The organism is Buttiauxella brennerae ATCC 51605 (assembly GCF_001654925.1).
Classification (GTDB): Bacteria; Pseudomonadota; Gammaproteobacteria; order Enterobacterales; family Enterobacteriaceae; genus Buttiauxella; species Buttiauxella brennerae.
Genome location: NZ_LXER01000035.1, coordinates 50392 through 72918, shown reverse-complemented (window position 1 = coordinate 72918; position 22527 = coordinate 50392). Strand labels below are relative to the sequence as shown.

23 protein-coding genes are annotated in these 22527 nt (G+C 47.6%); 16 read left to right on the top strand and 7 right to left on the bottom strand.

Features of this window, described 5'->3' with window-relative positions:
* Window positions 1–3: 3 nt before the first annotated feature.
* A complete protein-coding gene (locus M975_RS19435) occupies window positions 4–966 on the top strand; it encodes a divergent polysaccharide deacetylase family protein (RefSeq protein ID WP_064561517.1) in 963 nt (320 codons plus the stop codon).
* Here M975_RS19435 and M975_RS19430 read toward each other — a convergent pair.
* A complete protein-coding gene (locus M975_RS19430) occupies window positions 957–1766 on the bottom strand; it encodes a glycosyltransferase family 2 protein (RefSeq protein ID WP_064561516.1) in 810 nt (269 codons plus the stop codon). The genes M975_RS19435 and M975_RS19430 overlap by 10 nt on opposite strands.
* Window positions 1767–1949: 183 nt before the next feature.
* Here M975_RS19430 and M975_RS19425 point away from each other — a divergent pair, with 183 nt between their 5' ends.
* Both M975_RS19425 and M975_RS19420 read left to right on the top strand, forming a co-directional pair.
* The gene (locus tag M975_RS19425; protein WP_064561515.1) at window positions 1950–3182 is read left to right on the top strand and encodes a glycosyltransferase; all 1233 of its coding nucleotides are present in this window, start codon (window positions 1950–1952) and stop codon (window positions 3180–3182) included.
* Entirely contained in the window at window positions 3175–4095 is a 921-nt protein-coding gene (locus tag M975_RS19420) for a hypothetical protein (RefSeq protein ID WP_064561514.1), read from the top strand. Before M975_RS19425 ends, M975_RS19420 begins: the two co-directional genes overlap by 8 nt.
* A gap of 49 nt (window positions 4096–4144) precedes the next feature.
* On the opposite strand, the gene tdh is transcribed toward M975_RS19420, so the two are convergent.
* The gene (tdh, locus tag M975_RS19415) at window positions 4145–5170 is read right to left on the bottom strand and encodes an L-threonine 3-dehydrogenase (protein ID WP_064515031.1); all 1026 of its coding nucleotides are present in this window, start codon (window positions 5168–5170) and stop codon (window positions 4145–4147) included.
* 10 nt (window positions 5171–5180) lie between these two features.
* Window positions 5181–6377, bottom strand: a complete 1197-nt coding sequence (kbl, locus tag M975_RS19410) for a glycine C-acetyltransferase (protein WP_064561513.1) — start codon at window positions 6375–6377, stop codon at window positions 5181–5183.
* Between the two features lie 216 nt (window positions 6378–6593).
* Between kbl and rfaD the strand changes: the two genes are divergently transcribed.
* The 6 genes from rfaD to M975_RS19380 are packed head-to-tail and all read left to right on the top strand — an operon-like array spanning window position 6594 to window position 12818.
* Window positions 6594–7526 (top strand): ADP-glyceromanno-heptose 6-epimerase, encoded by a 933-nt coding sequence (gene rfaD / locus M975_RS19405; protein WP_064561512.1) that lies wholly within the window; start codon window positions 6594–6596, stop codon window positions 7524–7526.
* Between the two features lie 16 nt (window positions 7527–7542).
* On the top strand, window positions 7543–8592 hold the full coding sequence (rfaF, locus tag M975_RS19400; protein ID WP_064561511.1) for an ADP-heptose--LPS heptosyltransferase RfaF: 1050 nt from the start codon (window positions 7543–7545) through the stop codon (window positions 8590–8592).
* Window positions 8592–9569 (top strand): lipopolysaccharide heptosyltransferase RfaC, encoded by a 978-nt coding sequence (gene rfaC, locus M975_RS19395; protein WP_064561510.1) that lies wholly within the window; start codon window positions 8592–8594, stop codon window positions 9567–9569. Before rfaF ends, rfaC begins: the two co-directional genes overlap by 1 nt.
* Window positions 9570–9575: 6 nt before the next feature.
* Window positions 9576–10661 carry a glycosyltransferase family 9 protein gene (locus M975_RS19390; protein WP_064561509.1) on the top strand — a complete coding sequence of 362 codons (1086 nt, stop codon included), beginning with the start codon at window positions 9576–9578 and terminating at the stop codon, window positions 10659–10661.
* Window positions 10662–10701: 40 nt separating this feature from the next.
* Window positions 10702–11622: a glycosyltransferase family 2 protein gene (locus tag M975_RS19385; RefSeq protein WP_064561508.1), complete on the top strand. Its 921-nt coding sequence runs from the start codon at window positions 10702–10704 to the stop codon at window positions 11620–11622.
* Entirely contained in the window at window positions 11610–12818 is a 1209-nt protein-coding gene (locus tag M975_RS19380) for an O-antigen ligase family protein (RefSeq protein ID WP_064561507.1), read from the top strand. Before M975_RS19385 ends, M975_RS19380 begins: the two co-directional genes overlap by 13 nt.
* A gap of 22 nt (window positions 12819–12840) precedes the next feature.
* On the opposite strand, the gene M975_RS19375 is transcribed toward M975_RS19380, so the two are convergent.
* Window positions 12841–13800, bottom strand: coding sequence for a polysaccharide deacetylase family protein (locus M975_RS19375; protein ID WP_064561506.1), 960 nt, complete (start codon window positions 13798–13800; stop codon window positions 12841–12843).
* Between the two features lie 157 nt (window positions 13801–13957).
* Here M975_RS19375 and rfaQ point away from each other — a divergent pair, with 157 nt between their 5' ends.
* The 7 genes from rfaQ to coaD all read left to right on the top strand — a co-directional run bounded on the left by rfaQ (window position 13958) and on the right by coaD (window position 20988).
* Window positions 13958–15034: a putative lipopolysaccharide heptosyltransferase III gene (gene rfaQ / locus M975_RS19370; protein ID WP_425339025.1), complete on the top strand. Its 1077-nt coding sequence runs from the start codon at window positions 13958–13960 to the stop codon at window positions 15032–15034.
* The gene (locus M975_RS19365; RefSeq protein ID WP_064561504.1) at window positions 15031–16158 is read left to right on the top strand and encodes a glycosyltransferase family 4 protein; all 1128 of its coding nucleotides are present in this window, start codon (window positions 15031–15033) and stop codon (window positions 16156–16158) included. The genes rfaQ and M975_RS19365 overlap by 4 nt, the downstream gene beginning before the upstream one ends.
* Before the next feature lie 3 nt (window positions 16159–16161).
* Complete coding sequence (locus M975_RS19360) at window positions 16162–17262, top strand: glycosyltransferase (protein ID WP_064561503.1); 1101 nt, start codon at window positions 16162–16164, stop codon at window positions 17260–17262.
* 20 nt (window positions 17263–17282) lie between these two features.
* Window positions 17283–18284 (top strand): glycosyltransferase, encoded by a 1002-nt coding sequence (locus M975_RS19355; RefSeq protein ID WP_064561502.1) that lies wholly within the window; start codon window positions 17283–17285, stop codon window positions 18282–18284.
* Window positions 18285–18452: 168 nt separating this feature from the next.
* Window positions 18453–19727: a lipid IV(A) 3-deoxy-D-manno-octulosonic acid transferase gene (gene waaA, locus M975_RS19350; RefSeq protein ID WP_064561501.1), complete on the top strand. Its 1275-nt coding sequence runs from the start codon at window positions 18453–18455 to the stop codon at window positions 19725–19727.
* Window positions 19727–20503, top strand: coding sequence for a glycosyltransferase family 2 protein (locus M975_RS19345; protein WP_064561500.1), 777 nt, complete (start codon window positions 19727–19729; stop codon window positions 20501–20503). Before waaA ends, M975_RS19345 begins: the two co-directional genes overlap by 1 nt.
* Complete coding sequence (coaD, locus tag M975_RS19340; protein ID WP_064515006.1) at window positions 20500–20988, top strand: pantetheine-phosphate adenylyltransferase; 489 nt, start codon at window positions 20500–20502, stop codon at window positions 20986–20988. Before M975_RS19345 ends, coaD begins: the two co-directional genes overlap by 4 nt.
* A 191-nt stretch (window positions 20989–21179) precedes the next feature.
* On the opposite strand, the gene mutM is transcribed toward coaD, so the two are convergent.
* The 3 genes from mutM to rpmB all read right to left on the bottom strand — a co-directional run bounded on the left by mutM (window position 21180) and on the right by rpmB (window position 22479).
* Entirely contained in the window at window positions 21180–21989 is an 810-nt protein-coding gene (gene mutM, locus M975_RS19335) for a bifunctional DNA-formamidopyrimidine glycosylase/DNA-(apurinic or apyrimidinic site) lyase (protein WP_064561499.1), read from the bottom strand.
* Between the two features lie 72 nt (window positions 21990–22061).
* Window positions 22062–22229, bottom strand: a complete 168-nt coding sequence (gene rpmG / locus M975_RS19330) for a 50S ribosomal protein L33 (RefSeq protein ID WP_002208990.1) — start codon at window positions 22227–22229, stop codon at window positions 22062–22064.
* Between the two features lie 13 nt (window positions 22230–22242).
* Window positions 22243–22479: a 50S ribosomal protein L28 gene (gene rpmB, locus M975_RS19325; protein ID WP_064561498.1), complete on the bottom strand. Its 237-nt coding sequence runs from the start codon at window positions 22477–22479 to the stop codon at window positions 22243–22245.
* Window positions 22480–22527 lie beyond the last annotated feature (48 nt).

Below are 22527 nucleotides of genomic sequence, written 5' to 3'. Positions count from 1 at the left end.
GTTTTGCTTCAATTCCGTCGTGTGTTTTTCTCTTTCGTCAGCACACTCATGCTGGCAACCCCTGTTTACGCTGGAAAGCTGGCAATCGTTATAGATGACTTCGGTTATCGCCCCGCGCAAGAAAATCAGGTTATCGCTCTGCCCTCTAATATTTCCGTGGCTGTTTTGCCCAACGCTCCTCACGCCCGCGAAATGGCAACCAAAGCGCACAATGCCGGGCATGAAGTGCTGATCCATTTACCCATGGCTCCGCTCAGCAAGCAGCCTCTGGAAAAAGACACACTGCGCCCGGATATGAGCAGCGGTGAAATCGAACGAATTATCCGTGAAGCCGTCAATGATGTTCCCTATGCCGTGGGGTTGAATAACCACATGGGTAGCGCGATGACATCCAGCCTGTTTGGCATGCAGAAAGTGATGCAGGCGCTGGGGCAATATAATCTCTATTTCCTCGATAGCATGACGATAGGCAATAGCCAGTCGATGCGAGCTGCCGCCGGAACGAACGTTAAAGTTATCAAGCGCAAAGTATTCCTGGACGATACTCAGAATGAAGCCGATATTCGTTTCCAGTTTAACCGTGCTGTAGAACTTGCGCGCCGAAATGGTTCCGCCATTGCCATCGGCCACCCGCACCCAACAACTGTACGAGTGTTGCAACAGATGGTGTATAGCTTGCCTGCGGATATTACGCTGGTGCGCCCGAGCAGCCTGCTGAATGAACCTCAGGTTGATACTTCGAGGCCGAATAACACACGCCCTGTAGCGCCAGCTATACCGGCTGAACAGCCGCGCAATCCATTTAAAGGCGTGAGTCTGTGCAAACCTAAGCAGCCTTTGCCGCCGGTTTACGCGACAACGTTCTTTGCAGTGCTAAGCGAAAGCATCAGTCAGAGCCAGTTGTTGCAGTACATGCAGCATCAGTGGCAGGGCTGGGGTAAATTAACAACGCCGACTCAGTCCTGACGTTGTTGACGCGCAGAGGAAGCATTTTCTTTGCGCGCACAATTTTTCAATTCCCTGTTCCAATACCAGGCTTTAAAATATTTCAGAAAACTATAAAACGTGGCATATAACCCCGTAACAAGTCCTACTCGCCCTTTCCTCCAGGCCCCACTCAATAAGTACCATTTAAAAAATGCACCGATGGCGCTTATCACACCTCTTGCCAGTGAAGGTTTGATTCTTTTATTTAAAACCAGGCGAGTCGTGTAAACATTTAATTTGTTGAATACTTCGTGGAGGTTATAAAAAGTATCGTGCCGTACAAAGCCGGGAATAACAGTCGAGCAGTGATACCCTTCAGCCTGATCATCGACAGGCCGATCGTTAAAGTGCGCCTGTTGACGGTTAAAAAGCCGCACAGGGTAGTCCGGAGAAGAAATGGGATAAATGGTTCGCACTTGTTCACCCAGCACAAACCAGTAGCGTGAGAAACGCCACGCCTGCTCTTGCGCCGGTTCCGAATCACTCTTTAGTTTGAGGATGAACACCGTTGTTTGTTCATCAAGAATTTCATCGCTATCCATGCACAGCACCCAATCATTCTGTGCAAGGCTAATAGCATAGTTCATTTGCTGTCCGTGCGCTTTAAATGGATGATATATTGGCTCGATACCATAACCACGAGAAATATTAATAGACTCATCAGTACTGCCTGAGTCCACAATAATAATTTCATCTGCGATTTTTATTAATGGGTTTAGCACCTCATGGAGCAGGCGCGCGGAGTTATAAGTCAGTAAACAAACTGATATTTTAAACATAGCGGTTACGCCATCAAAAATTCAATTATATCACTCTCAATAATTGTGGCTCTGGATTCGAAATCCGAATTCGAATTTGCAAATTATTAATTGCCGACAAATGAATTACCGAAAGCGTTAGTTATCACCCAGTTCAACCTTTATAATGCCGCGTGGAATAATATTACGGGAGTTCGGTCATCAATGGCGCAACAGCGGCGTAAAATTCTCTTACTGGATAACGGTAAAGAGTGGGGAGGCGGCACCAACAGTATGTTGGAGTTACTCAAACGTATTGACCGTCAACGGTTTGATATCACGTGCTGCTTTTACTACAACTACACGCGCGGTGAAGGTGAAACCATTGAGAAGGTGCTGAACAGCATTCAGATTCCTGTCATTTTTATCCCGCAACGCAAGCAGCCTGGCTGGGCAAAAATCTGCAAGGAAGTAGCACGCGCATTTTTGTTTTTCAGCAAGTCAGGGCGCAAAAAGGTCACCGCTTATATTGATTCCCAATGGCGAATCAAACCCAATGCCATGGCGCTACGCGAACAGCTGCAAAAAGATGGCTACGACATCCTGTATATGAATAACCAGCCGGGATCTAACCTGGAAGGGTATCTGGCAGCCGAGCCGCTCAATGTTGCGGTAGTACAGCACTGCCGTATCGAACCGGTAATGAGTCAGGCGATTACAAAAATAGTCAATCACACAGGCGACGCTATAATCGCCGTCTCTCATGGTGTAGAAAGCGTGCTGCTTAACCACGGCGTGAAAAAGTCTCTCTGCACGACTGTTCCTAACGCCATTGATATTCACCAGCCCTTACCTTCTGGCGAGGCGGTACTCCGCTCGTTGGGCATCAGCGACGATACGTTTTTGTTTGGTAGTATCGGCTCGCTTATCCCAAGAAAGTCCTGCCACCATACGCTGGAAGCTTTGCACCGTTTTCATCAGCAACATCCCGAAGCAAAATGGAAATTTGTTCTGGTAGGCGAAGGGGCCGATCGCGAAAAACTACAGCGCCAGGCCGCTGATTACGGATTTGCCGATCGGGTTATCTTTACCGGCTTTCGTAACAACCCTCTGGATTATCTGGCCGCATTTGATGTCTTTATTCTGGCATCGAAAAGCGAAGGGTTACCGCGTGTGGTGCTCGAATCCATGCTGCTTAAAACCGTGGTGATCGGTTCGAATGTGACGGGGACGGCAGAGTTAATCGACTCCGGACGTACCGGTCTGCTTTATCCTTATGGCGATACCGTCATGCTCGCTTCGCATCTTCAGCAAGTATGGCGAGATAGCGCATTACGTGATGCCCTCACACAAGCCGCCTGCCAACGCGTGATTGATAACTATGCGATCGAACACTATGTTGCCGGTGTCGAAGCCGTACTTGGCGCAGTAAAACCAACCCGGAATGAATATGTTTAAATTTCTGAACCCAAAATATCGCCATATTACGGCGCGACATAATATCCCTTTGGCTCAGGCGGCAAGCGGGGCTAAAACCGTTCCTGTCACTTCCGTTGTGATCCCATGCGTTGGCGAAGATTATATTGAGGAAGGTACGCTTTCGGCTGTTTTTGCCGAACGCTTCGCGCCTCAGCTAGAAGAGATCGTCATTGTCTCCGACCAACCGGCCAGTGCTTTTACCGGTTTGCCTGGCAAAGCCCGAGTTGTCACGCTGAATGTCCCCGAAAGAGATGACAGCTATCGCTTCAAGCAGATTTATCGTAGCCGCTTGATCAAAATTCAGGCACCACTTTACGCCCGAACTGAAGGTGCGCTGATTATTGATTCGGATTTAAACCTGTTGCAGATGCCTGAGCTGGAAGTCGAAGAAAACACGCTCTACTCCAGCTTCCGCCAGGGAAAAATGATCGCCAAACTGGCTAATGCACCGGAAGGGAAAGCACCGGCCTATTATCAGGGAACCATTCGCCCGACTCTTGAAGATCACGTCAACAGCGCCTTCCTTGCGGCAACACACAGCACCTGGCACAGGTTATGCCCTCTTTGGCTGGCTTTGTTCCGGGATACCTGGGAGTTGATGGACGACTCTCAGCCGCCAACAGATCAATTGCCGCTGGCAGCACTGCTCGATTTGCTGGATTTCAAAACGGTCAATTTAGGTGATTGGGTGAACTGGCCAGTCTCAAAGCGCATTGGTGGCACCCCTTCGGTTATCCCAAAAGAAGTCATTGGTGCGCATGGCGGTTTCCCGCTGTCTGAATGGCAGAAATATCTGGTCTCGCCGGATAGCGAATTGCTGTTTAAAGGACAGGACTACACTCGCAAAGTGCGTTATCTGACGGACGCTGAAAAGCAAACGGCAAGCGAATAAAGATGTGAAAAAGGCCGGTTTCCCGGCCTTTTTTAATTGCTCAGCGCGGTTAATCCCAGCTAAGAATCACTTTGCCAGACTGCCCGGAACGCATGGCATCAAAACCTTTCTGGAAATCATCGATACCAAAACGGTGAGTGATTATTGGTGACAGATCCAGGCCAGACTGAATCAGCGCCGCCATTTTGTACCAGGTTTCGAACATTTCGCGCCCGTAAATACCTTTGATGAACAAGCCCTTGAAGATGACTTTTGTCCAGTCGATAGACATATCTGACGGAGGAATACCCAGCATCGCAATACGGCCACCGTGGTTCATGGTATCGAGCATGGTACGGAATGCCGGTGGAGCACCAGACATTTCAAGGCCCACATCAAAGCCTTCGGTCATGCCCAACTCTTTCATTACGTCGGTCAGGCTCTCTTTGCTGACGTTTACCGCGCGGGTCACGCCCATTTCACGCGCCAGTTCAAGGCGGTATTCGTTCACATCGGTGATCACGACATTACGCGCACCAACATGTTTAGCAACAGCCGCCGCCATAATACCGATTGGGCCAGCACCTGAAACCAGCACATCTTCACCCACCAGATCGAAAGACAAAGCAGTGTGAACTGCATTGCCAAACGGGTCGAAGATAGATGCCAGATCGTCAGAAATATTGTCAGGAATTTTGAAAGCATTGAAGGCAGGCAGCACCAGGTACTCTGCGAAACAGCCAGGGCGGTTTACGCCAACACCTGTGGTATTACGGCACAAGTGAGTGCGGCCAGCGCGACAGTTACGGCAGTGACCACAAGTGATATGGCCTTCACCGGATACGCGATCGCCAATTTTAAAGCCTTTAACTTCCTGGCCAATACCGACAACTTCGCCCACATATTCATGGCCGACAACCATCGGAACCGGAATCGTTTTCTGCGACCATTCATCCCAGTTATAAATATGTACGTCAGTGCCGCAAATCGCCGTTTTACGGATTTTGATCAGCAGATCGTTATGACCCATTTCAGGCGTGGGTGCATCCGTCATCCAGATGCCTTCTTCTGCTTTCAGTTTCGCTAATGCTTTCATGGCCGCTCCCTCAGGCGATAACGCCCAACTGTTTACCGATACGCGTAAATGCGTCTATCGCACGTTCAATCTGTTCAGTGGTGTGAGCCGCAGACATCTGAGTACGGATGCGCGCCTGACCTTTTGGTACTACCGGGTAGAAGAACCCAGTGACATAAATGCCTTCTTTTTGCAGTTCGCGGGCAAAGTTTTGCGCGACCACCGCTTCGCCTAACATCACCGGGATGATGGCGTGGTCAGCACCCGCCAGGGTAAACCCGGCAGCGGTCATTTTTTCGCGGAACAGGCTCGCATTGGCCCACAGGCGAGCGCGAATTTCAGCACCCGTTTCCAGCATTTCCAGAACTTTAATGGATGCAGAAACAATAGCCGGAGCCAAAGAGTTAGAGAAAAGGTATGGACGAGAACGCTGGCGCAGCCACTCGATAACTTCTTTACGACCCGCGGTATAACCGCCGGACGCGCCACCGAGTGCTTTGCCCAAAGTGCCGGTAATGATGTCTACACGATCCATCACATCGCAATACTCATGAGTGCCACGGCCGTTTTCACCAACAAAACCAACTGCGTGCGAATCATCAACCATTACCAGCGCATCGTATTTATCTGCCAGATCGCAAACACCGTTCAGGTTCGCAATCACACCATCCATAGAGAACACGCCGTCGGTTGCTACCATGATGTGACGAGCACCTGCTGCACGCGCCTCTTTCAGGCGAGCTTCGAGTTCTTGCATATCGTTGTTTGCATAACGATAGCGCTTAGCTTTGCACAAACGCACACCATCAATAATAGAAGCATGGTTCAGTGCATCGGAAATAATGGCATCTTCCGGGCCGAGCAGGGTTTCAAACAGGCCGCCGTTGGCATCGAAACAGGAAGAGTAAAGAATCGCATCTTCCATTCCCAGGAAGCCCGCAAGCTTGCCTTCAAGCTCTTTATGGCTGTCTTGCGTTCCACAAATGAAACGCACAGATGCCATCCCAAAACCGTGTGTATCCATGCCCTGCTTTGCGGCATCGATCAGTTGCGGATGGTTAGCGAGCCCCAGATAGTTATTGGCGCAGAAGTTAATAACATGACTGCCATCAGCAACAGTGATATCTGCTTGTTGGGCAGAAGTGATAATACGTTCTTCTTTAAACAACCCTTCCGCCCGTGCGGTTTCAAGTTGGGATGTTAACTGTTGGTAAAAATCTCCGCGCATTGCGATTCTCCAGGCATGGCTAATTTCGGCACATATTACCCAAACCTATACCAGGACACGAGATTACGCTTCAATGAAATTGAAATTTGCAGCATAAATCACGAGGCTGAGAAACTTCCTCTGATTAGGCGGGTCCATGAATGTAATGGTATGATAAGAGCCATTAGCGCGTGAGGTATCGTGCCTTACGGCCCTCTTTTTTTAAGGTTTTCGCTTATGATTATTGTCACCGGCGGTGCTGGCTTTATTGGCAGCAACATCATTAAGTCACTGAATGATATCGGCTATACTGATATCCTTGTCGTCGACAACCTGAAGGATGGCACCAAGTTCGCCAACCTCGTCGATTTAAATATTGCCGACTACATGGATAAAGAAGACTTCTTAATCCAGATTTTGGCTGGTGAAGAATTCGGCGATATCGAAGCAATTTTCCATGAAGGCGCTTGTTCTTCCACCACTGAGTGGGACGGCAAGTACATGATGGATAACAACTATCAGTACTCGAAAGAAGTTCTGCATTACTGCCTTGAGCGCGAAATTCCGTTCCTGTATGCCTCATCTGCTGCAACTTATGGCGGTCGCAACAGCGACTTTATCGAATCCCGTGAATTCGAGCAGCCACTGAATGTGTACGGTTACTCCAAATTCCTGTTCGACGAGTACGTGCGTCAAATCCTGCCTGAAGCTAACTCCCAGATTACTGGCTTCCGTTACTTCAACGTGTACGGGCCACGCGAAGGCCACAAAGGCAGCATGGCAAGCGTTGCGTTCCATCTGAACACTCAGTTGAATAACGGCGAGAATCCAAAACTGTTTGAAGGCAGCGATAGCTTTAAACGCGACTTCATTTATGTAGGTGATGTTGCAGCGGTTAACCTGTGGTTCTGGCAGAATGGTGTATCCGGTATCTATAACTGCGGTACAGGTCGTGCAGAATCCTTCCAGGCAATTGCTGACGCTGCGCTGGCATTCCATAAAAAAGGCAGCATTGAGTACATTCCGTTCCCGGAAAAACTCAAAGGTCGCTATCAAGCATTTACTCAGGCCGATTTAACCAATCTGCGTGCCGCAGGTTACGACAAGCCATTCAAAACAGTTGCCGAAGGCGTGACAGAATATATGGCATGGCTGAACCGTGACGCATAAGCAGGTAGCCTGACACATGAAAATACTGGTGATTGGCCCGTCATGGGTGGGCGACATGATGATGTCGCAAAGTCTCTATCGCACGCTTAAGGCGCGCTATCCCCAGGCAATCATAGATGTGATGGCGCCGGCATGGTGCCGTCCATTGCTATCACGTATGCCAGAAGTTAACGAAGCGTTGGCGATGCCACTCGGTCATGGCGCGCTGGAAATTGGTGAGCGGCGCCGTCTTGGACACGCCTTGCGTGCTAAACGTTACGATCAGGCATATGTACTGCCAAATTCATTCAAATCAGCACTAGTCCCTTTCTTTGCGAATATCCCACAGCGCACAGGCTGGCGTGGGGAAATGCGCTACGGGCTACTCAATGATGCCCGCGTACTGGATAAGCAAGCCTGGCCGCTCATGGTCGAACGTTACGTTGCGTTAGCTTATGAGAAAGGGGTTATGCAGTCGGCTAAAGACCTGCCCCAGCCTTTGCTTTGGCCCCAGTTGCAAGTCAATGAAAGCGAAAAGCTCCAGACGACAGCGGCATTTAGTCTCAATGCCGAACGTCCAATTATAGGTTTCTGTCCAGGCGCTGAGTTCGGCCCGGCGAAACGCTGGCCGCATTATCACTACGCAACACTTGCCGGCAAACTCATTGATGACGGTTATCAAATTGCATTGTTTGGCTCGGCAAAAGATAAAGAAGCGGGAAATGATATTGTCGCCGCGTTAACCACACAGCAGCAGGCGCATTGCCGTAATCTTGCGGGTGATACCGCACTTGAGCAAGCCGTTATACTCATCGCCGCTTGTCAGGCTGTAGTGAGTAATGATTCAGGTTTGATGCACGTTGCGGCCGCGCTGAATCGCCCACTTGTTGCGTTATACGGCCCAAGCAGCCCAGACTTTACCCCACCGCTATCGCATAAGGCGCGCGTTATTCGCCTGATTAGCGGCTATCACAAAGTGCGTAAAGGCGATGGCGCAGAAGGCTATCATCAAAGTTTGATTGATATTACGCCTGAGCGTGTAATAGATGAGCTTACCGCGCTGCTGCAAGCGGAAAAGGAAGCGTAATGCGGGTACTTATCGTTAAAACATCATCGATGGGTGATGTCCTGCATACCTTGCCTGCGCTGACTGATGCAATGAATGCTATTCCTGGCATCCGTTTCGATTGGGTGGTGGAAGAAGGCTTTGCGCAAATCCCTGGCTGGCATCCCGCAGTCGATAAAATTCTTCCGGTAGCGATTCGCCGCTGGCGTAAAAACTGGTTTTCATCAGCAGTGAAAGCTGAGCGTGTTGCATTCTACCAGGCGCTCCGTGCCGAAGATTACGATCTCATCATCGATGCCCAGGGGCTAATAAAGAGCGCGGCTCTGGTGACTCGTAAAGCTCGTGGGACAATACATGGCATGGACTGGAGTAGTGCGCGTGAGCCACTGGCTAGTCTGTTCTACAATCGTCGCCACTCAATCGCTAAGCAGCAACATGCCGTTGAGCGCACACGTGAGTTATTCGCCAAAAGTATGGGTTACCAGAAGCCAGTGCAACAGGGTGATTATGCGATTGCTCAACACTTTCTGACCGCTGCCCCGACTGATATGGGGGAATATATGATCTTCCTTCATGCCACCACGCGCGATGAAAAACACTGGCCGGAATCGCACTGGCGAGATCTTATTCAATTAATGCATAAAGCCGGGTTACGTATTAAACTCCCGTGGGGTGCAAATCACGAGCACGAACGGGCAACCCGTTTGGCTGAAGGATTTGATAATGTTGAGGTGTTGCCACGTTTGACCCTTGAACAAGTGGCTAAACAGCTAGCGGGAGCCAGGGCTGTCGTATCAGTTGATACAGGACTGAGCCATTTGACTGCCGCACTTGATAGGCCAAACGTAACATTATATGGCCCCACCGATCCTGGTTTGATTGGTGGTTACGGTAAGAATCAGCACGAAATCAGAGGCGAAGGAAAAAGCATGGCTAACATAACCCCTGTTGAAGTATTTGCTGCACTCCAGAAAATTAGCCACTTAGCGAACGAATAAAAATTAATGAGCTATCTATTCCTCTTCATTCTCTTTCTTCCATTCAAGTTGCTCGGCAAACTGTTTTATAAAAAAACAGGCCGCAACCTGGTGATTCAAACTGCAAAAATCGGTGATTTCGTCAACGTAACCCCCTTGCTCGCCCATCTGAAGCACAGTGATGTCCTTATCTGTAAAACTGTTCTTCCTTTGGCCAGGAATGATGAAACCATTGATACCATTTACCTTGTCGAAGAACACAAGAAGAGCTTGTGGCGTAAGTTTCACCTGGCATTCAAGTTACTGAATCGTTATGAGAATATTTACTTGCTACAGCCTAATAGCACCAACCTTTTCTTTGCCGCATGCTTTAATGCTGCAAATAAACAGTTCTTGTCTACTTATGCACGCCGCTGGTATCAGGCATTATTTTACCTGACGGCAAATGGTATTGTTGAGCATGGTAAATATACGTTAAGTGTCGACAACTACATTAAGCTCGCAGACCGCAACCTAAGCTGGCGTGATAGCCCTAAACACGCAACTAAGCCGCTAAAAATTCCGGCGGCATGGCCTGAAGTCTTGGATAAACCCGGTGTTATTAAAATCGGGTTAAGCATCTCGGCTGGTAATAAGGCGAAAACTATCCCACCGGTTATCTGGGCGCGTCTTTTTGAATCATTACAGAAATCACCCTGCCAGTACTACATTTTTGGCTCTAAAAACGAACAAGTCTGGCTCGATGACCTGCTTAAAGTCACCGGTGATAAAGAAAATCTCATTAATCTCATTGGGCAGATCGCCCTTGAAGATTTGCCACATGCAATCAGTAAGATGGATTTTTATATCGCTTCGGACTCCGGTAATGTTTACATCGCCGATGCGGTAGGGGTTCCGGTTATTCTTATTTATGGCCCATGTTGTGCGCAAGAGCAGCGCCCATTAGGTAACGTCTTGCTTATTGGTGAAGAGGCTAACATTAACTCTTTTGTATTCGAAACAAGATATTACTTTGATAAGCCGAGAGAAGAACTGTTTGCATTGAGTGATGAGGATCTTAATTTGATAAGTAATTTCATCCAGGACGGTCTAAAAAACAATGAAATTGCCTGAAGATGATTTAATTCTGTAATATTTTTCAGTGAGCAGGTATATGGTTGACAATCCGTTTCTGAGCATAATAATTGCCGCACACAACTGTGAAAAAACCATCGATGAAACATTTAACAGTCTTATAAATGCGTTGAACTCATCGATAGAAGAATCTGAGATTATTATTATTAATGATGGCTCAGATGACTCATCAGCTGAAATAATTGCCGGATTATCCTCTCGGTACTCACAGGTTTATGTTTCTACAGTAAATTATAAAAATATCGGAAAAGTGCGTCAGCATGGTATTTCCTTATCACGTGGAAAGTACATCACAATGCTGGATAGTGACGATATTCTAAAGGCAGAAAGTTTAACACCTATTTTTAATTTTTTGCATGATATCAAACCTGACATGCTTCTGACCCGTTTACATGAAATACGTGATCTTAATAAAATAAATCATCAGTGGTCGGGGTTGAAACCTGAAAAAATATCTCAGGATCAAGCTATAACACGTTTTCTTATCCATAAAGATCTTCAAGCCCATCTGATTGGTCAGTTTATCAAACGGGATATTTATATAGAAAATGAAATTCCTCCTATGACATGTTATGAGGATTTTTATATTTTCCCTAAAATGTTAACACAAGCAAAAAACATTTACTTTCAGTTTGACAGCCCTTATTACTATATAAAAAGACAGGGGAGTTTATCTGCCTCACTGGACCAGGATAAGATAGAGAATCTACTTACCTGCACGATTAAAATGGAAGATAATTTACCAGTGAAATTCCATGACCTTATATTGTGCCACTGGCTAGATATCTATCTAAAACACTATGATTCCCTGATAGAAAATGATCATCAAGCTATTGTTAAAAAGCATGTGATTATGACGCATTCCTTAGGTTTTTTCCTAAATCGCCATGTTCGATTCAGTTATAAGAGAAAAGCTTTGAGTACATTATGGAAAAATTAAAATCTCGCATTTATATTTCAGTTTTTATTTTTGCAGCGCTGTCTATCGCATTTGCATTACTCAGTAACGGAAGACAAAAAGATTTTTACTATATTGCTGTCTATTTGAGTATTATTGGAATAATCATTGAGCGCAAAAACCTTAACTTTAGTAAATTCAATATTGCCTACCCGATAATTCTGGTCGGTGTTGTAAAATTAATATGGTTCTTATGGCTTGGTAAGGATGCACACGGCTACAATACTTATAGCGATCAATTTGGGGCTGGAAAAAAATTATTACTTGGTGGTGTGTTGGTTTTTTACATCACGCAGTTTAGTCACTATATTCGCGCGATAAATTATAAAAATGTTATGCTTGCTATAATTGGCATCGCTTTTGTTTCAGCATCCTGTTATGCATTTTGGCAGTCATGGAGTGGCATTGGCCGTGCTGAAATGGCGATTAATAGAGCAACCATTTCGGCATATATTTACTCAACGCTGAGTATGATTTTTGTTTATTTATTATACATTCAGAAAAGGCCTTCTTGTTATCTTATCGCGGTATTCAGCATTATTATTTCATTCGTAGTCATTATATTAACAGGCACTCGTGCAGCTATTATTCTTCATTTACTGATAATCGCAATGATGACTGTTTACCACTTCAAGAAAATTCATCTTAAATCAACACTAATTGTATTAATAATCGCACTGCTTGCCAGTTTTTCTCTCTACAAAAACTACATTCATCCTAAAATACAGCAAACATATGACGAAGTAACACTCTACCAGGAAGGCCAGGACAATACTTCTCTAGGCGCGCGCTTCTCGATGTGGACGGTTGGTTTAAAAAACTTTGTTAATGCCCCGTTTGGGCAGTCAATGCAGTCACGTTTTAATTACTCAGAGCAATACGTCACGAAGAACCCTCAATACAAATCGACAATGGAATTTATCAACGTACATCTTCATGATGAAACGATTGAAACATTATCGCTGCAAGGGATATTTGGTGGGTTAGCATTGCTCTGGTTCTACATGAGTATATCCTGGGTAGCAATGCGCGATCGAAATACGCCGTTGTTATTTACAATGAACTGCTTAGTTGCATACGGATTAAGCGATGTTTTACTTTTAAGCTCAGAGGCCGTTTTATTTTACATCGCTCTGATTGGGATCTGTGGTGTTAGGCTTCCCGAAAAACGCATATAGATAGAACGAGAAAGCCGGATTTCTATCCGGCTTTTTTTGCATCATAATACTCAGCCAACGTCATCCCCTTGGTCCGTCCTGCGAGCCAGGAAAATAACTCCTCAAGATCCTGATATAACCGCTCAATATCCGCTTCATCTTTAAATGTTGGGCTACCGCCTGGCATAAATTCAGACGAATGCAGCATAAACTCTACGTAGTCATTGCCTTCTGCTAAGGTTTTTTCCGCAACAGAGATCATTTGTGCAGCATTCCCACCCGAGGGACGCAGCCAATTAACTGAAGGACTACGATATTTGCCACGAATCCTGTCATAGCTTTGTTTAAAGCTATTCATCAGCGCGCTGTGCTTATATTGAATACTCATCGGTACTTCAAGAAGTTCGGAATGCCCGGGCTGGCTAATATTATCGAGATCCATAAAGTATGCCCTGGTCGGGAAATGTTGATAATCCGTACCGCCATTTCCTGTTGGCGCACCTTTCGCATTTCGCCAGTTAACCCGTGGAGTCACTGAACAATCCACTTTGTAACCCAACTCGACCAACAGTTTGGCGTAGCGGCTATCAAAAGCCCAACGCCCTGCTCGGTGGCTTACCATTTTTGTACCGAACGTTTCTTCCAGCAAAGTCGTCATATAGACCACTTTCTCACGTAGGATCTCATCCGGATATTCAATAAGATAGGGTTGCCAGCGCCAGTCATCACCCGTTAAATCATGATCAGGCGGGCTATTCCAGGCGTGTAAGTGCATACCAACTTCACCCTGACCGCGCGCAATCACATCTTTAGCAAATTCGATGTAATCCGGGTCAATAGCCATTTCATAATTTGTCAGCCAAACGGGTTTAAAACCATATTTCTCGCATAGAGACTGAAAACGTGGCAAGAAACGCGCATTCTCAGTTTTAATCTCCCGGTGGTTCTGCCACAGGTTATCGCCTTCGGTATCAATGGTGATGATGAATGCAGGAAGGGTCATTTCCGCCTCTGAGCTATCGATGTTTTCATCATGTTACGCAGCCTGTCAGATAAGGGCAAACCGCTTAGGTTCAATTTTCTGACTCCTGTGCACAAATGTAGCAACCACACTCAAGGTCTATTAGAATCACACTTTGGTTAATCACCTAAAGATGATAATGAATAACGCTTTGAATTCTCTCGCAAGCGAGCCACCTGCTCGCATTTTACTGATTAAGTTGCGCCATCATGGTGACATGTTGCTCACCACGCCGGTGATCAATGCATTACATCAGGCATGGCCACAGGCAGATATTGACGTCCTGTTATATGAAGAAACGCGAGATATGCTGGCGGCTCATCCGTTCATTCATCGTATTTATGGTATTGACCGTAAATGGCGCAAGCTCGGTACTCGCCAGCATTTATGCAAGGAATGGCAGTTACTTAAGACGCTACGCGAGCAAAAATATTCACTGGTTATCAATCTTGCCGATCAATGGCGTAGCGCCATTGTGACTCGCTTTACCGGCGCTCCTGCGCGTATCGGTTTTGATTTCAATAAACGCCGCGGCTGGTTCTGGCAAACTTGCCATACACAGCTCGCTTCGGTAGCCAATCATCAATCCCTGCACACTGTTGAACAAAACCTTTCTATTCTTGCCCCGTTGAAAATCGCTCCGGTCAGAGATGTTACGATGAGCTACCAGCCTGAAGACTGGCAGGCCGTGCAATCGAGGCTACATAGCAAAGGTGTTGAAGGTGCATTTATTGTTGTGCAACCCACGTCCCGCTGGTTCTTCAAATGCTGGGATGAAAGGAAAATGGCCGAAACGATAACGGCGTTGCAAAATGACGGGCACACTCTGGTATTAACCTCAGGACCGGATAAAAACGAAAAAGCGATGATTGAGAAAATCCTTGCCTTATGCTCGCCAGAACGCATTCACTCCCTCGCAGGTGAGCTAACCCTGCGACAATTAGCTGCGCTAATCGATCATGCTCGTTTGTTTCTTGGCGTAGATTCTGTACCTATGCATATGGCTGCCGCGTTACGAACGCCCTGCATTGCATTATTTGGCCCGTCAAAATTGACGTTCTGGAGCCCTTGGGATGTCGTCGGTGACGTTATCTGGGCTGGTAACTTTGGTGAGCTTCCCGACCCAGACAAAATTAATACCAATACCAAAGAACGTTATCTCGATGCCATTCCGGTAGAGGTCGTTGTTGCCGCCGTAAGGAAACAGTTGTTATGAAGCACTGCCGTCTGGCTATTGTCCGCCAAAAATATCGACCGGATGGAGGCGCTGAGCGTTTCGTTTCACGTGCACTGGAAGCGTTAAGTGCACATGACATGGAGCTTAACGTCATCACCCGACAATGGCAGGGCGAGCGCCAGGAAAACTGGCATATCCATATCTGTGATCCACTAAAGTTAGGCCGTATCAGCCGCGAGAAGGGGTTTGCTGATGCTGCCAGAAAACTGTGGCAACGCGAAAATTTCGATATTGTTCAGAGCCATGAACGCATCGCTGGGTGTGATATTTATCGGGCTGGAGATGGCGTTCACCGCCGCTGGTTGCTCCAGAGAGCGCGGATTTTACCGGCCTGGCGCAGAAAATGGTTGTTTCTGGACAGATACCATCGCTATGTCATGCAGGCTGAAAGGGCGATGTACCAGGCTCCTGAGCTAAAAGCCGTCATCTGCAACGCCGAAATGGTAAAACAAGAAATCATCGAAGATTTCTCTATACCTGCTAATAAGATACATGTCATCTATAATGCAATTGACTCCTCCCGCTTCGTTCCAGCAAGCGAAGACTTAAGGGTCAAACTACGCAATGAAATGGCTATCCCGCAAAATGCGGTGGCACTGGTCTTTGTGGGCTCAGGGTTTGAACGTAAAGGGCTTGCGGGTGCAATACAGGCCATTGCTGGCACCGATCGCTATCTCATCGTTGTCGGGCAAGATAAAGCAGAAAAACAGTACCAGGCGCTGGCGCAATCACTCGGCTGCCTGAGTCGGGTTCGCTTTATGGGAATGCAGAAAAATACTCTGCCTTTCTATCAAGCCGCTGATGGATTATTACTACCAACGCTATATGATCCATTTCCAAATGTGATTCTTGAAGCGATGGCATGTGGTTTACCGGTTATTACGTCACTCACCTGTGGTGGGGCGGAATTTATAACAACCGGACAAAATGGATACGTTTGCGATGCACTCAATATTTCGCAGTTATCTGCAGCGGTAATGGCTATACCGTCACGCTTAGCAGATGAGAAAATGGGAGTTTATGCTCGTGAGCGCGTCAGGGATGCGACACCGGAAAAACTTTCACAGCAATTGATTTCGCTGTATCAAAACATACTGGATTAGACGATGCGTATCCTAATGATTATTGATGGCCTGCCTGGTGGCGGTGCTGAAAAAACTGTACTCACCTTGTCGAAAGGTTTGGTTGGTATGGGCCATCAGGTTTCAGTGTTTTCTCTGCGCCGCGTCTGTGACTACGAGATCCCGGAAGGTGTTGATTATCAGGTCATTCTGGATACCTGCAAAAAACCCTGGCGCAAGCTGACTGAGCTGTCGCGCCGTGCCGCTCTACTCGACAGCGCGATAGAACAGGCACAGATAAAGGGAAGTTTTGACCTCATCTTTTCGCATCTGCATAAAACCGATCGCATTGTTGCTCATACCAAATCTATTCCACGCGAAAAACTCTGGTATTGCGTTCATGGCATGTTCTCTTTCTCCTATCTTCAGCATCGCCGTGGTTTCTCGCGTTGGTTAAAACGTAAGAAAATTCAAAACGTTTATCAAAAAAGCAATGTTGTCGCTGTATCAAAAGCAGTACTGCAAGATATTACTCAGGGTTTCGACATCACTCTCTCCCGGAGCGCTGTTATACATAACCCATTCGATATCGACGGCATTCATCTGCGAGCGAAAGAGCGTTGTGAAATGGCCGGGCAGGATTATCTCATCCACGTTGGTCGCTACCATGAACATAAACGGCATGACCGATTAATCAGCGCCTATGCCATGAGTGGGATTCAGGCTCCGTTAGTCTTAATGGGCAACGGTAGCGACGAACGTATCGCCGAGTTAAAAGCACAGGCCTCTGCGGAAGGCGTTACAGATCGCGTTATCCTGAAATCATTTGTTCCGAACCCTTATCCGTGGATTTCCAACGCACGCATGCTGATATTAAGTTCAGATTGCGAGGGGTTTGGTAACGTGCTGGTCGAAGCGCTGATTTGCCAGACTCCCGCCGTCAGTACGCATTGCCCTGGCGGGCCTGCGGAGATTCTCACCGGCGAGCTCGCTCGTGGTCTTTCAGGAATGAGTGCCCAGGAACTTGCGAATACCATGCTGGATATTTATAACAACCCACCGGTTATTGATACCACGACGATTGAGTCATATAGCATTGGTGCCATCTGCCAGCAGTATTTGTCTCTGGCTACAGAAGAAAGATAACAAAATTTTCAGGTAATTTTATGCCACAGAATTCACGTCCCCTACTGAGCGTTGTCGCCGCCGTATATAACGGTGAGCTTTTCTTAGCTAAGTTCTTCGCCTGCCTTGCAGCGCAGAATATCGACAACATGGAAGTCATTATGGTGAACGATGGTTCAACTGATGGTTCCATGGCGATTATTGAAGCCTGGCGCAGCAAGTTCCCCGGCATGAAAATCATCGAGCAAGAAAACCAGGGTGTTTCTATTGCGCGCAATACCGGACTCGCAGTGGCAACAGGTCAGTACCTTTCCTTCCCGGATATTGATGACGATTTTAAGCCCGGCATGTATCGCCATTTGCTTGATCTGGCACTGAAAAACAACCTGGATGTCGTTACCTGCAATGGTAATTACGTGTATGAGAGCAATAAGAAACCTACACGCCCTATTTTCCCGCAGGATAAACTTCAGTCCACCGATGTACTGAGTGGTCCACAATGGCTGAAGCGCGCACTGGATTCACGCAAATTTCTGCACGTTACCTGGCTAAACCTCTATCGCCATGATTTTATTCGCGAACATGGGTTTACGTTTGAGCCAGGTTTGCGCCACCAGGATATTCCATGGACAACAGAAATTTTGCTGGCCGCAGAACGCGTTCAATACACTGATGAACAGTACTACGATTACTATATTCATTCGGCTTCGGTTTCCCATAAACCTGATACCGACGACACGCTGATCCGTTCGGCCCGTCACTATATGAAAATACTGGAAATGCTGGATGCGATTAACCAGCGTTACCCGGATGCAGTTAAAAATATCCCCGCCTGTAACTGGCAAATAGCAAAAGAAGGCCTTGGGATACTGCATACTTTCAATAACATGAAAGATCCGCATAAGAAGAAGATGATCATTCAGGAGTTTTTTGATCGCGGAATCTGGCGCCTTATCTGGAAAAATGCCCGTGGATTCCGTCTGCGCTGGCGCCTGGGTCGCCGTTATCTGAAACTAAAGAAAGCGACACGCGTACCAGGCTAAACAATCGTTCTGTTGAGGGGAGCCGCGTGCTGCCCTCCATTTCTGCAATACCAGCACTATCTCATTTGAATACTAAGCAATGCCTTCGTGAAGTTACCAAAACAATAGCTTTAAGCTTCCCGAATGCTTAGAATTTGCCCGCCGATAATGAAAATACGGAAAATTCGCTTGGAATCGTTGTATACCGCCCTGTTCTACCTTATCCAGCCCCTTGTGTGGCTGCGACTATTACTCCGTAGCCGTAAAGCTCCTGCGTATCGTAAACGCTGGGCGGAACGCTACGGCTATTGCCGTGGAAAAGTGGAGCCCGATGGTATTCTTCTGCATTCAGTTTCCGTAGGGGAGACTCTGGCCGCAATTCCGTTGGTCCGGGCATTACGCCATCGTTACCCAACGATTCCGATTACCGTTACAACAATGACGCCAACAGGCTCAGAACGCGCCGAATCTGCATTTGGGCAAAACGTGCATCACGTCTATTTGCCTTATGATCTCCCTTGCGCAATGAAGCGCTTTTTCAATACCGTGCGCCCCAAACTGGTTATCGTGATGGAAACCGAGTTGTGGCCCAACATGATCAACGAATTACACAAACGTAAAATCCCACTGGTCATTGCCAATGCCCGCCTTTCTGCCCGCTCGGCAAAAGGGTATAAAAAACTGGGTAAATTTACGCGCCGTCTGATGAGCAAAATTACCCTCATCGCCGCGCAGAATGAAGAAGATGGCGGCCGTTTCATCGAACTTGGCCTGAAACGCTCGCAGCTCACTGTAACCGGCAGCCTGAAGTTTGATATCTCTGTGACCCCTGAACTTGCCGCTCGAGCGATAACTTTACGCCGTCAGTGGGCGCCGCATCGTAAAGTCTGGATTGCCACCAGCACCCATGATGGCGAAGAGAGCATCATTCTTGATGCCCACCGCCAGTTGCTGGCGAAATTCCCGGATTTACTGTTAATTCTTGTGCCTCGTCACCCGGAACGCTTCAAAGATGCACGGGATATGGCGCAGAAAGCGGGTTTCAGCTACATCATGCGCAGCAGTGGTGAAAAGCCATCCAACAGCACCCAAGTCGTGATTGGCGATACTATGGGCGAACTGATGATGCTGTACGGAATTGCCGATCTCGCTTTTGTTGGCGGCAGCCTTGTTGAACGGGGCGGTCATAATCCGCTGGAACCTTCCGCTCATGCAATTCCAGTGCTGATGGGACCTCATACCTTCAACTTCAAAGATATTTGCGCCAGATTGCAGCGTGCTGACGGGCTGATTACCGTCACGGATGCAGCGTCATTGGTTAACGAAATCACGACACTGCTGACTGACGAAGATTATCGCCTTTACTATGGCCGTCATGCCGTAGAAGTGCTGCACCAGAATCAAGGCGCATTGCAACGCTTGCTACAATTACTGCAACCGTATCTGCCACAACGGAGCCATTAATGCCCAATCGTTTGTCCGTCGTGATGATCGCTAAAAATGCGGCAGACGTTCTGCCAGAGTGTCTGGCTTCCGTCGCATGGGCAGATGAAGTGGTCTTACTGGATTCAGGAAGTACGGATTCTACCGTCGAGATAGCCCTTCAGGCTGGTGCAAAGGTTTTCATTAATGAAGACTGGCAAGGCTTTGGCAAGCAGCGTCAGCTCGCACAGAGCTACGCCAGCCACGATTATATTTTGATGATCGATACCGATGAGCGCGTCACACCAGAGTTGGCCAGCACACTCAAAGCGGTACTGGATAACCCTCAGGCGGATGCGGTGTACAGCATTGCACGCCGTAACCTGTTTCTCGGGCGTTTTATGCGCCACAGCGGCTGGTATCCAGACCGTGTGACTCGCCTCTATGCCCGCTCGCGTTACCACTATAATGATAATCAGGTTCATGAATCTCTCGAGGCACCCGGGGCAAAAGTTATCCCGCTTAAAGGGGATTTGCTTCATTTGACCTGCCGTGATTTCGCAAGCTTCCAACGCAAACAGTTGAATTATGCGTCCGCCTGGGCGCAGGAACGCCATCAGCGTGGTAAACAAGTCAGCATCGCGGGTATTTTCGGTCACACCTTCGGGGCATTTTGTAAAACTCTGCTGTTACGCGCTGGTTTTCTCGATGGGAAACAGGGCTGGTTACTTGCTGTCGTCAATGCACAATATACATTTAACAAGTACGCTGAACTCTGGGCACTGAATCAAAGCTACACGGAAAACAAACCTCTATGACCACCCGAGCGATTTACCCAGGCACGTTTGATCCCATTACCAATGGTCATCTGGACATCGTGACTCGCGGTGCGATGATGTTCGATACCCTGATTCTGGCGATTGCGAACAGCCCGCATAAAAAAACCCTCTTCACACTGGAAGAAAGAGTTCAGCTCGCGCAAGGCGTTACGGCACATTTGCCGAATGTTGAAGTGGTCGGTTTTAGCGATCTGATGGCAAACTTTGCGAAGACCCAGCAAGCGAATGTCCTGGTGCGGGGGTTACGTACAGCAGCGGATTTTGAGTATGAGATGCAACTGGCTCATATGAACCGCCACTTAATGCCCGAGCTTGAAAGCGTGTTTCTGATGCCGTCGAAGGACTGGTCTTTTGTCTCTTCGTCGCTGGTTAAAGAAGTGGCTCGCCACCATGGTGATGTTGCACATTTCCTGCCGAAAGCAGTTTGCAAAGCGTTACTGAAAAAAATCAATCAGCCCCAATAGCATTCGAGTTGCAGGTAGGCGGCAAGGAAGCAACAAATTTGTCTGGAACAAATTTGAACGCTGCTTGCAGCGTCCCCAAAGGGGTAAGGCCCATGGATGGGCCGCATAATCCCCAGGAGCTTACTTGAGTAAGTGACTGGGGTTAGTGAGCGCAGCCAACACCCCTGCGGCTTGAAGGATGATGGGGATAATTAATGCTGGCAGTGGCGGCAATAAAAAGTACTGCGCTGTCCATGCTTGCTGATAATAATTGGTGCACCACAAACCCTGCATGGTTCACCTGCCCGTCCATAAACTTGTAATTCCTGAGCGAAATAGCCCGGCTTACCATCAGACTGCAGAAAATCTTTAAGTGTCGTACCACCTTGATCAATTGAGCGAAGCAGCACTGCTTTAATCGTCTTAACCAGTAAATCACATTCTGTTTGAGACAATGACTGCGCAGCTCTATCCGGATGGATCCCCGCAGCAAACAGCGATTCGCTGGCGTAAATATTACCCACTCCCACCACAAGCTTGTTATCCATCAGCCACGGCTTAATGGCGATTTTCTTTTTCGCGGATTTTTCACGCAGATAATCAGCCGAAAACTCGTCGCTCAGTGGCTCTGGGCCAAGATGTGCCAGCACATTGCTACCTTCAAGCTCTTTCGCCCACAGCCACGCACCAAAGCGGCGTGGATCTGTATAACGCAGGACTTTGCCGTTACTCATCACCAAATCGACGTGATCGTGTTTTTCAGCAGGATAATCTTCAGGAAGAATGCGCAGGCTACCCGACATGCCAAGATGGATAATAATCCAGCCATCGGGAAGTTCGAGCAGCAAGTATTTAGCGCGACGCTGCACACTTAAAACGGGTTTATCACTCAGAGCATGGATTTCATCAGAGACAGGCCAACGCAGTCGACCATTACGCACGACAGCATGCAAGATGGTTTCACCAACCAGATGCGGCTCTATACCACGTCGGCTGGTTTCTACTTCAGGTAACTCGGGCATAAATCCTCCGCACTCTAAGTCCTAAAACAAAAAAACCCCGCCGAAGCGAGGTTTTCATCAAAGACACTAAAATTATTTAATTTTAGCTTCTTTGTACAGTACGTGTTGACGGACAACTGGATCGAATTTTTTCAATTCCAATTTTTCCGGCTTAGTACGCTTGTTCTTCGTGGTGGTATAGAAGTGACCAGTACCAGCAGAAGAAACCAGCTTGATCTTCTCGCGAACACCTTTAGCCATGACTTAGTTCCTCTTAGTACTTTTCGCCACGGGTACGCATATCGGCCAAGACCGTTTCGATACCCTTCTTATCAATTACACGCATACCTTTAGCAGATACACGCAGTGTGACAAAACGCTTCTCGCTCTCAACCCAAAAACGGTGAGAGTGCAGGTTCGGCAGGAAACGGCGTTTAGTCGCGTTCATTGCGTGGGAACGGTTATTACCCGCCACCGGACGCTTGCCAGTAACTTGGCAGACTCGGGACATGTCTATTCTCCAAAAATCAAATTAGCTCGAGCTTCGTATAGGGTTATG

Excerpts from the sequence above, each read along its gene's own strand:
- tdh (WP_064515031.1), bottom strand. The coding sequence starts at position 5,170 with ATGAAAGCATTAGCGAAACTGAAAGCAGAAGAAGGCATCTGGATGACG.
- M975_RS19365 (WP_064561504.1), top strand. The coding sequence starts at position 15,031 with ATGAAGCACTGCCGTCTGGCTATTGTCCGCCAAAAATATCGACCGGAT.
- M975_RS19390 (WP_064561509.1), top strand. The coding sequence starts at position 9,576 with ATGAGCTATCTATTCCTCTTCATTCTCTTTCTTCCATTCAAGTTGCTC.
- M975_RS19430 (WP_064561516.1), bottom strand. The coding sequence starts at position 1,766 with ATGTTTAAAATATCAGTTTGTTTACTGACTTATAACTCCGCGCGCCTG.
- mutM (WP_064561499.1), bottom strand. The coding sequence starts at position 21,989 with ATGCCCGAGTTACCTGAAGTAGAAACCAGCCGACGTGGTATAGAGCCG.
- rpmB (WP_064561498.1), bottom strand. The coding sequence starts at position 22,479 with ATGTCCCGAGTCTGCCAAGTTACTGGCAAGCGTCCGGTGGCGGGTAAT.
- rfaQ (WP_425339025.1), top strand. The coding sequence starts at position 13,958 with ATGAATAACGCTTTGAATTCTCTCGCAAGCGAGCCACCTGCTCGCATT.
- M975_RS19355 (WP_064561502.1), top strand. The coding sequence starts at position 17,283 with ATGCCACAGAATTCACGTCCCCTACTGAGCGTTGTCGCCGCCGTATAT.
- coaD (WP_064515006.1), top strand. The coding sequence starts at position 20,500 with ATGACCACCCGAGCGATTTACCCAGGCACGTTTGATCCCATTACCAAT.
- M975_RS19380 (WP_064561507.1), top strand. The coding sequence starts at position 11,610 with ATGGAAAAATTAAAATCTCGCATTTATATTTCAGTTTTTATTTTTGCA.
- M975_RS19375 (WP_064561506.1), bottom strand. The coding sequence starts at position 13,800 with ATGACCCTTCCTGCATTCATCATCACCATTGATACCGAAGGCGATAAC.
- rfaD (WP_064561512.1), top strand. The coding sequence starts at position 6,594 with ATGATTATTGTCACCGGCGGTGCTGGCTTTATTGGCAGCAACATCATT.
- M975_RS19425 (WP_064561515.1), top strand. The coding sequence starts at position 1,950 with ATGGCGCAACAGCGGCGTAAAATTCTCTTACTGGATAACGGTAAAGAG.
- M975_RS19385 (WP_064561508.1), top strand. The coding sequence starts at position 10,702 with ATGGTTGACAATCCGTTTCTGAGCATAATAATTGCCGCACACAACTGT.
- M975_RS19360 (WP_064561503.1), top strand. The coding sequence starts at position 16,162 with ATGCGTATCCTAATGATTATTGATGGCCTGCCTGGTGGCGGTGCTGAA.
- rfaC (WP_064561510.1), top strand. The coding sequence starts at position 8,592 with ATGCGGGTACTTATCGTTAAAACATCATCGATGGGTGATGTCCTGCAT.
- M975_RS19345 (WP_064561500.1), top strand. The coding sequence starts at position 19,727 with ATGCCCAATCGTTTGTCCGTCGTGATGATCGCTAAAAATGCGGCAGAC.
- M975_RS19420 (WP_064561514.1), top strand. The coding sequence starts at position 3,175 with ATGTTTAAATTTCTGAACCCAAAATATCGCCATATTACGGCGCGACAT.
- kbl (WP_064561513.1), bottom strand. The coding sequence starts at position 6,377 with ATGCGCGGAGATTTTTACCAACAGTTAACATCCCAACTTGAAACCGCA.
- rpmG (WP_002208990.1), bottom strand. The coding sequence starts at position 22,229 with ATGGCTAAAGGTGTTCGCGAGAAGATCAAGCTGGTTTCTTCTGCTGGT.
- rfaF (WP_064561511.1), top strand. The coding sequence starts at position 7,543 with ATGAAAATACTGGTGATTGGCCCGTCATGGGTGGGCGACATGATGATG.